This window comes from Kitasatospora sp. NPDC048296, assembly GCF_043201815.1.
Lineage (GTDB): Bacteria > Actinomycetota > Actinomycetes > Streptomycetales > Streptomycetaceae > Kitasatospora.
In genome coordinates, this window is the sequence record NZ_JBICZB010000123.1 from 1 (window position 1) to 13497 (window position 13497).

Sequence of the window (13497 nt, forward strand, 5' to 3'; positions counted from 1 at the left end):
GATCACGCCCTGCCAGTACGCCTGGCTCGGGTTCTGGCCGTTCGAGCCGTAGTCGGCGGCGACGAACTTGATCGTGGTGACGCCGTCGGCGGAGGTCGAACCGGAAGCCGAGCCCTTGCTGCACCCCGACAGCGCGAGCGTTCCGGCCACGGTGGCCGCCGACAGGGCGAGAAGACGCCGCTTCATCTCTGATACCGCCTTTGCAGCTGGGGCCGACCCCGAGGCGGCCCAGGTGAGGGTTGTGCAAGTTGCACGAAAGTGCACTGTGCAATAGGTGTTTGCTCAAAATCGAGCATCAATGCCACCAGAGTGTGCATCCTCACCCCCCCGCCGGGCCAGTCGCGTTACCGAAGCGTTGCAGTTGAAACATGAAGAGAACGTGAGGTGAATCTGCACCTTGACGCGGACCGCCCAACCGCCCGAAGCTGCTCGGCACATGACTGAATCTGCATGATCTTCCGATCATTGACGCAACTTCAGTCAAACATGGAAGGAATCCCCACACCTCGTGACCAGACGCTTCCGGCCCCCCCGATCCACCGCGCTGCTGGCGACGACCGCCGTGCTCGTCGCCGGTGCCGCGCTCAGCGCGACGCCCGCATCGGCCAATGACGGCGTGAACGCCCCGGCCGCCAACTACACCGCCTCGGCCAGCCCCAACGGCCCGATCGGCGCGGTGCCGCCGATGGGCTTCAACAACTGGGCGCGGGCCCAGTGCACGCCACAGGCCCCGCTCGACGGCTCCGACCCGCTCACATACTCGTTCCAGCAGTACATGAAGGACAACGCCAAGGCGCTCTCCGACACCGGCCTGATCAGTGCGGGCTACAAGTCCGTCACCGTGGACGACTGCTGGATGTACCGCAACAGCGCCGGCTACCTGCACGGCGCCCTCAACTGGGGCGGCGCCACCGACGTCCGCAACACCTCCCAACAGCCCGGCTTCGAATACGACTTGAAGGCCTACGGCGACTACCTGCACAGCCTGGGCGCCAAGTTCGGCATCTACGAGACCTCCGGCACCCACACCTGCTCCACCGACCAGCCGACCGCGCCCAACCTGCCCAACGGCAGCGAGTACTACGAGCAGAACGACGCCAACTCCTTCGTCGCCTGGGGCGTCGACGAGCTCAAGTACGACAACTGCGGCGACGTCGAACCGGTCCGCACGCTCGACGCGCGGATGTCCGCCGACCTCAACACGGCCGTCTCCAACGCCAACCAGGCCGGCACCCCCACGCCGAACGTGATGTTCAACATCTCCGCCCCGGCCGGCTACGGAAACGGCCCGGACAAGTCCTCCTCGATGAACTGGGTCCGCCCGCTGGGCCAGCTGTGGCGCATCGGCCCGGACATCTGGAACTACGGGGACGGCAAGAACCCGTGGAACCAGGCGATCGCCCCCGGCGGCTACAACATCGGCGCCTACCAGAGCTTCGACAACTCCGTCGAGCTGAGCCGCTACCAGGGCCCGGGCAACTGGAACGACGCCGACATGCTCCTGATCGGCGACAACGGCATGACCACCGCCGAGGAGCGCAGCCAGATGTCGCTGTTCTCCGCGCTGGCCGCGCCGCTGGTGATCTCCACCGACGCCCGCAAGTTCGAGCCCGCGTACCTCGCCGCCCACCCGGCCGAGGCTCCGCACCTGAAGGCGTCGATCGGCATCCTCGGCAACTCCGAGGTCATCGCCGTCGACCAGGACCCGCTGGGCGCGGGCGGCTACCGGGTGCTGGGCGGGGCCGCCAACTCCAACGGCACGCCGGCCGCCACCAGCGGCATCGACGTGGTGGTCAAGCCGCTCGCCGACGGCAGCCGGGCCGTCGTGGTGCTCAACAAGGGTGCCGCGAGCGCGAACTACACGCTCAACCTGGCGGCGGCGGGCTTCAACACCACCGGGTGCTCCTACAGCGTGCGCGACCTGTGGGCGCACAAGACCGGCTCCTCCAGCGGCACGGTCGCCCTCACCGTCGGCTCGCACGACAGCGCGATGCTCAAGGTCAGCGCGAACGGCGGCTGCGGTGGCACCACCCCGCGCGGCCAGATCACCGTCTCGCGTGACGACTGGGGCAAGGAGTCGCTCTGCCTGGACAACCACGCGTCCGGCACCGCCACCAACAACCCGGTCGACGTCTACCCCTGCACGAGCAAGAGCAACCAGCAGTGGCAGCGCAACGCCGACGGCTCCGTCCAGCTCCTCCAGACGGGCGCGACCAGCCTCTGTCTCACCGCCCAGAGCACCGTCACCAAGGGCGCGCTCAACCAGCAGCAGGGGCAGTGGGTCGGCGTCGCGCCCTGCGGCTCGGCCCCGGGCTACCAGACCTGGACCTACAGCCGGGACGGCAACCTGAAGCTCGCCGGCACCAGTTCCTGCCTGGACGTCTACGGCGGCACCACGACGGCCGCCGGCACGCCGGTCGACCTGTACGACTGCGGCGCCACGCCGGACGCGATCCAGACCAACCAGACCTGGGCCGCTCCGTTCGACGCCCCGCCGACAGCCTGACGGCCAGCCCGTCACGTCCGCGGCCGTGGGGGGGGGGGGGGGGGGGGGGGGGGGGGCCCCCCCCCCCCCCCACGGCCGTCCGACCTTGCTCATAGATGACACATTAAGCTATCAATAGATCAGTTTCGCGCAATCAAGCGTGCAACATGAAACGTGCACCCGGGGCAGATCGACACCCGAGTGCCACCCAGCCCCCACCGAGGAGAGCCCCGATGAGTCACGTCGAGCAGGAGATCGCCAGTCAGCCGGAGTGCTGGCGCAAGGCGCTGGGGCTGGAGCCCGCCGGGCTGCCGGAGCACGGCGAGCGGGTGGCCGTGATCGGCTGCGGCACCTCGCTCTACATCGCCCAGGCGTACGCGGGCCTGCGCGAGGGTGCCGGGCTCGGTGAGACCGACGCCTTCGCGGCCTCCGAGTTCCCAGCCGCCCGCGACTACGACCGTGTCGTCGCCATCAGCCGCTCGGGCACCACGACCGAGGTCCTGGCCGCCCTGGCGCACTGCGGCACCACGCCGACCGCCGCGCTCACCGGCGACCTCGCCACCCCGATCAGCACGGCCGCCGGCACCGTGATCGACCTGGAGTTCGCCGACGAGAAGTCTGTCGTCCAGACCCGCTTCGCCACCACCGCGCTGGCGCTGCTGCGCGGCCACCTCGGCCTCGCCCCCGCCGACCTGGCCGCGCACGCCGAGCGGGCACTGACCGAGCCGCTTCCCGAACAAGCCTTCTCGGCAAGCCAGTTCACCTTCCTCGGGACCGGCTGGACAGTCGGCCTGGCCAACGAGGCGGCACTCAAGCTGCGCGAGGCATCCGGATCGTGGACCGAGTCGTACCCGGCCATGGAGTACCGGCACGGCCCGATCAGCGTCACCGGCCCGAACAGCGTCCTCTGGTTCTTCGGCGAGCCGCCGACCGGACTGGTCGACCAGGTCCGGCCGACCGGCACCGCGCTGTCCGTCAGCACACTGGACCCGATGGCCGACCTCATCCGCGCCCAGCGGCTCGCCGTCGAGCTCGCCAAGGGCCGCGGCCTGGACCCCGACCAGCCCCGCAACCTCACCCGCTCCATCGTGCTGACCCAGCCGTGAGCACCACCGCGATCGCCCTCGACGTCGGCGGCACCTACATCAAAGGCGCGGCGGTGGCCGAGGACGGCAGCCTGCGCCACACGGAGCGCTGGTTCACCCGGGCCGAGCGCGGACCCGAGGCCGTGCTGGAGACCGTCCTGGACTGCGCGGCCGAACTCGCCGGGCGCTTCCGTCCGGCCGCCGCGGGCGTCGCCGTACCCGGCATCGTCGACGAAGGGGCCGGCACCGCGGTGCTCGCCGCCAACCTGGGCTGGCGCGACGTGCCCGTCCGGCACTGGCTGTCCGAACACCTGGGCATCCCGGTCGCGTTCGGGCACGACGTACGGGCCGGCGGCATCGCCGAGGCCAGGGCCGGCGCCGGCCGCGGCAGCCGCACCTTCCTCTTCGTGCCGGTCGGCACCGGAATCGCCGCCGCGCTGATGGTCGACGGCCGACCGCTCACCGGCAGCCACACCCGCGCCGGTGAGCTCGGCCACCTGGTGGTCCGCCCCGGCGGCGAGCCCTGCGCGTGCGGCGGGCGCGGTTGCGTGGAGACCTTCGCCTCGGCCGCCGCCATCGCCCGCCGCTACACCGCCGCCACCGGCGAACCGGACCTCACCGCCCAGCAGGTCGCCGAGCGCGCCACGGCCGGGGACCGGACGGCCGCCGCCGTCTGGCAGGAGGCCGTCGACGCGCTCGCCGACGGCCTGGCGAGCGCGGTCACGCTGCTCGACCCCGAGCGCGTCGTGATCGGCGGCGGCCTGGCCCGGGCCGGCGAGCCGTACTTCGCTCCGCTGCGCGAAGCGCTGGCCGCCCGGCTCACCTTCCAGGCGATGCCGCAGCTCGTACCCGCCGAACTCGGCCACGAGGCAGGCTGTTACGGCGCCGGACTGCTCGCGCAGGACCTGCTGGCCGCCGGAGTCGCGCCGTGATCCTCACCGTCACGCTCAACACGGCCCTTGACATCACCCACCACCTGGACCGACTGCGCCCGCACGGCAGCAACCGCGTCCGGGCGGTCGCCGAACGTGCGGGCGGCAAAGGCGTCAACGTCGCCCGTATCCTGCACGCCCTCGGCCACCCGACCGTCGTCACCGGCCTGGCCGGCGGCCTCACCGGCGAGGCGGTCCGCGCCGAACTCGCTGCCGCCGGACTGGACGACCGCATGCTGGCGATCCCGGGCGAGTCCCGGCGGACGGTGGCCGTGGTCGAGGAGAGCGTCGGGGACACCACGATCCTGCTCGAACCCGGACCGGTGGTGGGTGTCGAGGAGTGGGAGCAGTTCGTCAACCACCTCGACACGCTGCTACCGGACGCCGAGGCCGTGGTCCTCTCCGGCAGCCTGCCGCGCGGCCTCCCCGCCGGCGCCTACGCCCAACTGCTCCAGCTCGCACACACCCACCACACCCTCGCAGTGCTCGACGCCGACGGTACCGCTCTGCACGCGGCGCTTCCGGCCGGGCCGGCCCTGATCAAACCGAACGCCGACGAGCTCGCGGCCGCCACCGGCCTGACCGACCCGGTCGCCGCAGCCCGCGCGCTGCACGCCGCCGGAGCCGGCGCCGTGGTCGCCTCGCTCGGCGAGCACGGCCTCATCGCCGTCACCCCGCAGGGCAGTTGGCGCGCCCGCCCACCCGAGCGGCTGGCCGGCAACCCCACCGGCGCCGGCGACGCCGCCGTCGCCGCGCTCACCCTCGGCCTGGTCACCGACACCCCCTGGCCCGACCGACTGGCCGAGGCCGTGGCACTCTCCGCGGCCGCAGTCGCCGCACCGCTCGCCGGTGACTTCGACCCCGCCGTCCACCAGGCCCTGCGGTCCCGTGTGGATGTCCAGACCCTCGAACAGCCCCTCACAGCCAAGGAGTTCGACCCGTGCCCCTGACCGGAACCGGCGCGATCACCACCGCCGCCGCCAGCGCCGCGCGCGGCGTCGGAGCATTCAACGTCATCCAGCTCGAACATGCCCAGGCCATCATCGCCGGTGCCGAGGCCGCGCACGCCCCGGTCATCCTGCAGATCAGCGAGAACGCCGTCCGCTACCACGGCGCCCTCGCCCCTATAGGCGTCGCCACCCTCGCCGCCGCGCGCGCCGCAAAGGTGCCGGTCGCGGTCCATCTCGACCACGCCACCTCCATCGAACTCGTCCACGAAGCAGTGGAGTCGGGCTTCACCTCGGTCATGTTCGACGCCTCCGCGCTCCCCTACGAGGACAACGTGCGCGCCACCGCCGAGGTGGTCGAGCACTGCCACGCCGCCGGCGTCTGGGTCGAGGCCGAACTCGGCGAGGTCGGCGGCAAGGACGGCGTCCACGCACCCGGCGCGCGCACGGATCCCGCCGAGGCCGCGGCGTTCGTCGCCGCCACCGGCGTGGACGCCCTCGCCGTGGCCGTCGGCACCTCGCACGCCATGCTCACCCGCGACGCGGCGCTCGACTTCGAGCTCATCGCCAGGCTGCGTGCGGCCGTCCCGGTCCCGCTCGTCCTGCACGGTTCCTCCGGCGTGGCGGACGAGCTCCTGACCGCCGCCGTCGACGCCGGCATGACCAAGGTCAACATCGCCACCCATCTCAACCAGGTGTTCACCACCGCCGTCCGCCAGGCCTTGGCCGGCGACGTACGGCTGGTCGACACCCGCCGCTACCTCGGCCCCGCCCGCACCGCCGTCGCCACCGAGGTCACCCGCCTGCTCGGCGTGCTCAAGGCGACGCTCCCCGGCGACGACCCCCGGCCAGCCCGATGAGCGCCCGGACCTGACACCGCCGCCCCTGCCACTCCTTCAGCCCGCTGCCGGAACCGGAAGCACCAGGTCATAACCGAAGTTGTCCGAGCCGACCCCGAACATGAGACGGACCGTCAGCGACACCGCACCCGACGGCAGACCTGGCTGTCCCGCGATGCTCCCGACGGTCCGGCGGCCGTCCGGGCTGAGGCCCCGGGCACCGCCGAAGTCGCTGTAATGGTTGCCGAGATCGTCGACGGCCTCCAGCCACATGAACACCGGAGAAGCGGACGGTGAGACGGAGCCCGGCTCGTCGGGCAGCGGTGGCGCAACCGAATAGCTCACGGTGAAGGACTCCGCCGACCTCGACAGCGAGTGGACCGTCAGTTCGTGGCGGCCGGACAGGACGGAGATCCGCAGCACCGACTTCTTCCCTCTGTTGCTCATGCCCTCTGTCTCTCCGGTGGTCAGGCGCTGCCGGCCGCGGGACCTGGCAGCGATGTAGCGGTCGCCCTGGTGGGCATACGAGTTCTCCTGGGCCGGGTTCCGTCCCGGCTCCACGCTCGGCGCGTCAGGATCCGGGCGGTGCTTGGAAGCCGCGGAGCCAGCGGCGTTGGTCCAGCGGGTACGGGTGGACGGCGAAGCCCCCGGGCGACTCCCGGAAGCCGGGCAGTTCGCGGTAGTGCTCAATGCGAGCCTCGGCGAGGGCGCGGGTGGTGTAGAGGCCGAGGACCTTGACGTCGTCCTCGTTGTCTGCCCAGTACAGGGGCTCGCCGTCCTCGAAGAGGTCGGGCACGGCGGGGTCCTGCCGCCAGCGCCTGTTCCACCAGGTCCGCCATCACACTCACGTCCTCACCTTCCGACGGCTCCTTGACCACCGATCACCACAGCACCCGTGCAGGGCGCGGAAGGGCCCCTCAACAGGACGGCTGCCCGAGGAACACCATGCCGAGACCGGACAGGGTCGTCAGCGTCGCCAGCAGCGCGGCGGTCAGCGCGCCGCCCCGGGACTCGGAGCGGCGGACCACGACCCAGGACACCACCAGTGCCAGCAGGCCGAGAACTCCAAGACCCGCCGCGCCGAATCCTGCCACGACGCGCCCCGACCCCTTCCCCCAGCACGGCTGCTCCCGGTTGAACAGGCACCAGGACGCCACCGTGTCCAGGCCCAGGACGGCGGTCGCGACCACGGGCGCGGCCGACCGCCACCGCGCCGGGACTCCGGCGGACTTCTCGTTCACGTGGGCTCCTTCGAAGGCGTTCGGCAGGACACCCCGGCGGGGCATCGTACGAGCCAGGGCGTACTGCGTCGGTCACCGCGTCAATGGCCGCGCACGGCGGAGCCTGGCGGAGAAAAGGTGAGGATTTGATGAGGCGGGCCGACGGTCTCGCCATCACCCAGTGGCGGCCGTACGGTCGGCCCATGACATCTCCTCCGCTCATCCACCAGCGCTGGCCGGAGGTGGCCGTCACACTTCCCCACCTGCCGCTGGGCGAGGCCCCGACGTCGGTGCGCCCGCTGGCCGGCCTCGGCTGCCGGTCCGAAGTGTGGCTCAAGGACGAGAGCGGCTACGGGCACGGGGGTTGGGGTGGGAACAAGGTTCGCAAGCTGGAGTGGCTGCTGCCCGGAATCCGCCGCGGCCGTCCCGCGCGAACGATCCTGACCGTCGGCGGCCTGGGGACCAACTGGGGCCTGACGACCGCGCTCTACGCCCGGCAGCATGGCCTCGACGTCGCGCTCGCGCTGGTCGACCACCCGGTCGACGACCACGTCCGCGCCCAACTCCGACGGCTGCGCGACTCCGGCGCCACCCTGCACTTCGCCCACACCAAAGTGCGACTGCTGCTGGCCGTGCCCTGGCTGTTCGCCCGGCACACCCGCGGCCTGGCCCTGCCCCGCTACCTGCCACCCGGTGGATCCTCACCGCTCGGCGCGCTCGGATACGTCGAGTGCGCGCTGGAGCTGGCCGAGCAGGTGGCGCAGGGGCTGCTGCCGGAGCCCGGCTGGGTCGTGACCGCGGTGGGCTCCGGCGGCACCGCCGCCGGACTCGCCCTGGGACTGCGGCTGGCCGGCCTACGGACCCGGGTCCTGGGGATCGTGGTCAACGACACCCTCCGCCTCGACAGCACCGCGCTCACCCGCCTGGCCACCAAGTCCCGGACGCTGCTGCGGAACCGGGGCGCTCGGCTGCCGCACGTGCGGCTCGGCGCGGACGACATCGTCACCGAGCGCGGCTGGCTCGGACCCGGCTACGCGCACCCGACCGCGCGCGCTCGGGCCGCACTCGGCCTGGCCTCGTCCGAGGCCGGCCTGGAGCTGGAACTCACCTACACCGCCAAGGCGCTGGCCGCGCTGCTCGACCTCGACGCGGCCGGGCGCTTCGCCGACGGACCCGTGGTGTTCCTCAACACCTTCGGCCCCAGGTGACCTGGACCGTCGAAGCGTCGGAAGGATCTACGGCGCCTTGGTGAAGTCGAGGGTCGTCAGGTCCCGGTCCGGGGCGGGCAGGCCGAGAGCGGTGACGTCGGCCCGGGTCTGCGGGGTGATGGTCAGGCCCCACTTGGTGAAGAAGTCGAGCAGGTTGTGTCCCGAGACGCGTGAGGCGTTCAGGATGAAGTACTGCTGGGGGGCGCTCGCCTTCTCCTCCCTGCGGGTGAGTTTGTGCAGGTCGGGGTAGAAGCGGTCGCCGAACGCCAGGCGGAGCTGCTCGAACATGGTCAGCTGGACGAAGGGGTCCGCGTCCGGAGCGTTGAAGTCCTTCTTGGCCGCCGGCAACGCCAGGTACGTTCGGACCGCGTCGGGGGTGCCGTCCTCGGCGAGCCGGGTCGGCCGGGCGGCGTCGCGCTGCACGGCGAGGCTGTAGATGTTGACGGTCACCTCGATGACGCTGTCCCAGAGCCAGGACGACTGCTGGTGCATGTGGCCGAACTCGTGCCAGATGCCCCAGCTCTTCGTCAGCTGCTCGGCGTTCAGCGCTTCGTCGATCGCGTCGGAGGGGTAGGCGACCCGGTCGTCGTAGGCGTTGGGGTTGATGCCTGCCTTCGCCTCCGAGACGAAGTAGCGCAGCGGGCTGCGCCGGTCGTGGGGGTCGTGGCCGTCGAGTCCGCTGATCGCGTCCTCCACGGCGAGGATGCGTTCGTACGAGTTCAGCAGTGCGTCGGGGTCCTGTCCGGCGTTGCGGCGGGCCGAGTCGAGGTGGACGGTGAGCACGACGTGCTCGCCGACGAGCTGGGCCACCGGGACGTCCGTCGCCTCGGCGAGCCGCGTGCGCCAGTCGGCGGCCGGGGAGCGACCCAGGACGTGGTACGGGACGGGACGGGCGGCCGAACCGAAGTGCAGGGTGATCGTGGGCACTTCGCCCCGGTCGTCGTTGGTGTACCGGACGTACAGCATCCCGCCCGCGTCGTCGCTCACGGTGGCCGTGACGTCCGGCAGGGGACGGGCGCGCGGCTTCTCCTCCTCGCCCTGGTCGGTCCCGTCGAGGCCGTAGGTCCCGATCAGCAGCTCGGGCACCGGCGCGCCCGAGGGGCGGGCGATGCCGACGGTGACGGGGGTGCGGGGCGGCAGGTAGAGGCCGGTCGGCTGGACGTCGGCCGCATGGAAGTCCGTGGCCAGACGCTTCTGCTCCGCCGCCGCGGACGGCGTGGCGGAGAGCGTGATGTCCCGGACGGACGGCGGTGAGGTCGAGGGAGGCGGCGTCGGGCCCGGAGGTGTGTCGGCGCTGCACCCCGTGCTCAGCATGGTGGCGGCCAGCAGGCCTACCACCGGGACGAGGCCGAGAGTTCGGGGTCTCCTGGGGTGCTGCACCATCCTGGTCGCGCTCTCCATTTCGTGTCGGGTGATCCGGCACGTCGCCTGCCGGTCGGTGTGCCTGCGGGGCCCGGGGGATCGTCGGGCCCCGCAGGGGTTGGTCGCTACCGGTCAGCTACCGGTCAGCTGCGGGTCAGCCGGTCGGCTGGTCGGCGGGGGTGCCGCTGCCGGTGTTCCGCTGGGCGATCAGCCATTCGCGGTGGAAGAGCGGGAACGTCAGGTCCTTCTCGAAGGCGGATCCCAGGAAGGGAATGCGTGCCGCGAGGGAGCCGTTGACGTCGAGCCCGCCGTAGAGGGAGGCCTGGCCGTCGATCTTCGGCGGCGCACCGGAGGTGTCGATGCTGATGCCGCCGTTCACCGTGCCCCGCAGGTAGGGCTCGATGCCGGCCTTGATGCCGACGGTGTCGTAGAGGAAGACCCCGGCGTCGGCGAGCAGGCCGGTGCGCACCTGCGCGTTGCCGGTGAGCTTGGCGCTGACCGGGGTGACGTTGGTGGTGCCGGGGTCGGTGGTGGTGCTCCAGCCGGTGTCCTTGGTGTACTCGGCGTGGATGCCCCAGGCGCCGTCGACGGCCTGTTCGGTGTCGATGGTGATGTCGCCGTCGGCGGAGACCTGTGCGGTGAGGGTGAGCTCCAGGGTGAGCGCGACCGGCAGTTGGCCGACCAGCACGACCGGGTGGGCGGAGAGCTTGGCGAGCGGCACCTTGACCGGGGTCAGGCCGGCGTGGAGGCCTGCGGTGACGTGCCAGTCGGCGTGCGCGCCGAGGTCGAAGCCCACGTTGATGTGCTGGGGGATGAGGCCGAACTTCGCGCCCTGGTAGTCGAGGTCGACCACGGGCTTGAGCTCGATCGTGCCGTCGACGTCGACCGAGGACTTGGCCGTCACGGCCCCGCCGGCCCAGCTCTGGTCCGGAATCGGAACGGACGCGTGCGTCTTCAGCTGCAGCGCGGCCGAGGCGGAGCCGCTGCCGCCCGCGCTGTCGCCGGTGAAGGAGACGTTCAGGTCCTTGGCCAGCGGCTGGACCTGGATGTTGCGCGGGTCGAGCACGGTGCGGCCGGCGGCCTGGATCCGGCCCAGCAGCTCGGTGAGCGCGGCAGGGCGGGTGCTGACCGCGACCTTGCCGTCGTCGGTCGGGCGGACGTCGGTGACCTTGACCAGGGCCCCGTGCGGGGCGGCGTCGGTCGGCGGGCTGTCGATCAGCTGGCCCGGCTGGACGCTCGCCGTGGCGGCGGCCGCGGCGCCGGGATCGGCGGTGGCGTTCCCGGTGGGCGCGAGGACGGCCTGGCCGCTCTGCTGGTCGTAGGAGTCCAGCTTGAGGTCCGGGGTGGCGGCCTTGGCGGGCGCGCCGGAGTCGGACGGGGTGGCCAGCGCGACGTTCGGCGTGTCGGTGCTGGACGCGACAGCGACCGGCAGCGTCGTCGTGGCGGGATCGGTCGGCTCGGCTGCCGACGCGACCGGGGTGATGGCGCCGACCGCGAGCACGGCGGATGCCGCGAGCGCGGACAGCGCGATGGTGCGAGTGGACAAGTGAGAAGTCCCCCAGGGTTGTTGGGCGATCGGGAGACGCCGGCCAGGCCGACGATCCCGATCTTCTGACTGGATGCGTCAGAAGAATGAGGTCAGCAACTCGCCCCGGGCTGCACGGGCTTGAGGTCGACGAGGTAGCCGTCCACGGCGTCCGACACGCAGGCGTTGCTGCGCCCGTACGCGGTGTGGCCCAGGCCCTTGTAGGTGAGCAGCATGCCGCCGGGGAGCTGGGAGGCGAGGCTCTGGGCGTCCTTGTACGGGGTCGCCGCGTCGCCGGTGGTGCCGACCACGAGGACGGGCGGCAGGCCGTCGGCCTTCACCCGGTGGGGCTGCAGCGGCCCGGTGGGCCAGTTGCGGCAGTTGAGGTCGGCGAGCACCGTGGAGGCGCCGAACGCTCCCGACTCCTGGTAGGCGCGGTCGAGGACCTGCCAGTACGCCTGCGGGTCCTTGGGGTGGGGGTTGTCGAGGCAGTTCACGGCCATCAGGGCGTCGCCGCTGTTGTCGCGTGGCGTCGTGTCGGCGGCGGGGGCGGCGGTGAGGGCACCCGAAAAGGTCTTGGGAGCGGGCGTGGAGCCCGAATCTCCGGTGCCGTCGCCCTGGAGGTTCTGTCCGTGGTCGGCAATGTCGGCGAGTTTGGTGCCGTCGCCCTTGCGTGCGGCGGTCAGGCCCTCTGAGAGCGGCTGCCACTGGGCTTCCGGCGTGTACATGGACGCGGTGATGGCGCTGTGCAGCATGTTCTCGTCGAGCCGCTGGTCGCTGCCCTTGATGCGCAGCGGGTGGCGTGCGGTCTTCGTGTAGAGGTCGGATATGAGCGTGCGGATGCCGTCCGGGGTGGCGGCCGGGCAGGCCTGTCCGACGATCTTGGCGCAGTTGTCGGCGTAGTCGTCGACGGCCTTGCGGAACGCCCGGCCCCCGCTCAGCGCCTCCTCGGACCAGTCGAGGGCGGGATCCATCGCGCCGTCGAGGACCAGGGCGCGCACCCGCTGCGGGAACTGCTCGGCGTAGATCGTGCCGAGGTAGGTGCCGTAGGACCAGCCGACGTAGCTGAGCTTGTCGTCGCCGAGGGCCGCGCGCAGCACGTCCAGGTCGCGGGCGGCGTCGAGGGTGCCGATGTGCGGGAGGATGTCGCCGCTGCGGGCCTGGCAGGCGGCGGCGGTGCGGTCGGCGTCCGCGAGGGCGGCCTGCCGCTCGGCGTCCGTGCGCGGGTAGAGCGCCTGCGGCCCGTCGCTGTCGCCGCCCTGGTCGGGCGCGTCGTCCGGGGTGGTGCAGTCGAGGGCGGGCTTGCTGCCGGCGACGCCGCGCGGGTCGAAGCCGACGATGTCGAAGTGCGCCCGGGCCTGCTTGGTGAAGGAGTCGACGCCGCCGTCCTTCATCTGGGCCGCGCCGGAGGCGCCCGGGCCCCCGGGGTTGAAGACCAGCGAGCCGATGCGCTGGTCCGGCATCGCGGTGACCGCCTTGACCACGGGGAGCTCGAAGGTCTTCCCGTTCTCCGGGTGCGCGTAGTCCATGGGGACGGTCAGCGTGGCGCACTTCAGCTCGCCGCACGCCGCCCAGTCGAGCTTCTGCCCGTAGAAGGCCTGCAGTGCCGGCTGGGCAGAGGGCTCGGCGGCGGTCGCCGTCGCCTGCGCTGCGGTCGGCGTGTCCGGGGTGCAGGCGGCAAGCGGGACGGCACCCAGCACGGTCAGTGCCAGGGCAAGGGCGGCGCGGCGCTCGGGGGAACGGCGCGGCGCCCTCGCGCCTGGGGTCCGGGGGGTACGGCCGAGGTGCCGGCGGACCGGCCCTGCCACTGCGGGATCATTGCCGAACAAGCCCTCCTCCGTGTGCGTGGTGCCCTTGCTCCGGAGAAAACGCTGCACTGCTCGGTCCCATCCCA

The 13497-nt window shown here is 72.0% G+C and carries 12 protein-coding genes and 1 pseudogene; 6 read left to right on the forward strand and 7 right to left on the reverse strand.

What is annotated here, in order from left to right:
* Positions 1 to 186: pseudogene (locus ACGF12_RS36860) on the reverse strand (sugar ABC transporter substrate-binding protein); the annotation flags it as partial.
* A gap of 322 nt (positions 187 to 508) precedes the next feature.
* Between ACGF12_RS36860 and ACGF12_RS36865 the strand changes: the two are divergent.
* From ACGF12_RS36865 to ACGF12_RS36885, 5 genes are all read left to right on the forward strand, one after another.
* Entirely contained in the window at positions 509 to 2506 is a 1998-nt protein-coding gene (locus tag ACGF12_RS36865; RefSeq protein WP_393040457.1) for an alpha-galactosidase, read from the forward strand.
* Positions 2507 to 2718: 212 nt separating this feature from the next.
* Complete coding sequence (locus tag ACGF12_RS36870; protein ID WP_393040460.1) at positions 2719 to 3591, forward strand: SIS domain-containing protein; 873 nt, start codon at positions 2719 to 2721, stop codon at positions 3589 to 3591.
* Positions 3588 to 4502, forward strand: coding sequence for an ROK family protein (locus ACGF12_RS36875; RefSeq protein WP_393040463.1), 915 nt, complete (start codon positions 3588 to 3590; stop codon positions 4500 to 4502). Before ACGF12_RS36870 ends, ACGF12_RS36875 begins: the two co-directional genes overlap by 4 nt.
* Positions 4499 to 5452: a 1-phosphofructokinase family hexose kinase gene (locus tag ACGF12_RS36880; RefSeq protein WP_393040466.1), complete on the forward strand. Its 954-nt coding sequence runs from the start codon at positions 4499 to 4501 to the stop codon at positions 5450 to 5452. Before ACGF12_RS36875 ends, ACGF12_RS36880 begins: the two co-directional genes overlap by 4 nt.
* Complete coding sequence (locus tag ACGF12_RS36885; protein WP_393040469.1) at positions 5443 to 6309, forward strand: ketose-bisphosphate aldolase; 867 nt, start codon at positions 5443 to 5445, stop codon at positions 6307 to 6309. The genes ACGF12_RS36880 and ACGF12_RS36885 overlap by 10 nt, the downstream gene beginning before the upstream one ends.
* Before the next feature lie 36 nt (positions 6310 to 6345).
* Here the strand turns inward: ACGF12_RS36885 and ACGF12_RS36890 are convergent, their stop codons facing one another.
* From ACGF12_RS36890 to ACGF12_RS36900, 3 genes are all read right to left on the reverse strand, one after another.
* Positions 6346 to 6711, reverse strand: coding sequence for a hypothetical protein (locus tag ACGF12_RS36890; RefSeq protein ID WP_393040472.1), 366 nt, complete (start codon positions 6709 to 6711; stop codon positions 6346 to 6348).
* A 148-nt stretch (positions 6712 to 6859) separates the two neighbouring features.
* The gene (locus tag ACGF12_RS36895) at positions 6860 to 7084 is read right to left on the reverse strand and encodes a hypothetical protein (RefSeq protein WP_393040475.1); all 225 of its coding nucleotides are present in this window, start codon (positions 7082 to 7084) and stop codon (positions 6860 to 6862) included.
* 121 nt (positions 7085 to 7205) lie between these two features.
* Complete coding sequence (locus ACGF12_RS36900; protein WP_392924270.1) at positions 7206 to 7529, reverse strand: hypothetical protein; 324 nt, start codon at positions 7527 to 7529, stop codon at positions 7206 to 7208.
* A gap of 182 nt (positions 7530 to 7711) precedes the next feature.
* Here ACGF12_RS36900 and ACGF12_RS36905 point away from each other — a divergent pair, with 182 nt between their 5' ends.
* Positions 7712 to 8716 carry a pyridoxal-phosphate dependent enzyme gene (locus tag ACGF12_RS36905; protein ID WP_393040478.1) on the forward strand — a complete coding sequence of 335 codons (1005 nt, stop codon included), beginning with the start codon at positions 7712 to 7714 and terminating at the stop codon, positions 8714 to 8716.
* Positions 8717 to 8743: 27 nt separating this feature from the next.
* Here the strand turns inward: ACGF12_RS36905 and ACGF12_RS36910 are convergent, their stop codons facing one another.
* From ACGF12_RS36910 to ACGF12_RS36920, 3 genes are all read right to left on the reverse strand, one after another.
* On the reverse strand, positions 8744 to 10099 hold the full coding sequence (locus ACGF12_RS36910) for a M60 family metallopeptidase (RefSeq protein ID WP_393040481.1): 1356 nt from the start codon (positions 10097 to 10099) through the stop codon (positions 8744 to 8746).
* A 133-nt stretch (positions 10100 to 10232) separates the two neighbouring features.
* The gene (locus ACGF12_RS36915; protein WP_393040484.1) at positions 10233 to 11624 is read right to left on the reverse strand and encodes a hypothetical protein; all 1392 of its coding nucleotides are present in this window, start codon (positions 11622 to 11624) and stop codon (positions 10233 to 10235) included.
* A gap of 92 nt (positions 11625 to 11716) precedes the next feature.
* On the reverse strand, positions 11717 to 13411 hold the full coding sequence (locus ACGF12_RS36920) for an alpha/beta hydrolase (protein ID WP_393040487.1): 1695 nt from the start codon (positions 13409 to 13411) through the stop codon (positions 11717 to 11719).
* Positions 13412 to 13497: the final 86 nt, after the last annotated feature.

Coding starts and splice junctions, on each gene's coding strand:
- ACGF12_RS36870 (WP_393040460.1), top strand. CDS start 2,719: ATGAGTCACGTCGAGCAGGAGATCGCCAGTCAGCCGGAGTGCTGGCGC.
- ACGF12_RS36905 (WP_393040478.1), top strand. CDS start 7,712: ATGACATCTCCTCCGCTCATCCACCAGCGCTGGCCGGAGGTGGCCGTC.
- ACGF12_RS36910 (WP_393040481.1), bottom strand. CDS start 10,099: ATGGTGCAGCACCCCAGGAGACCCCGAACTCTCGGCCTCGTCCCGGTG.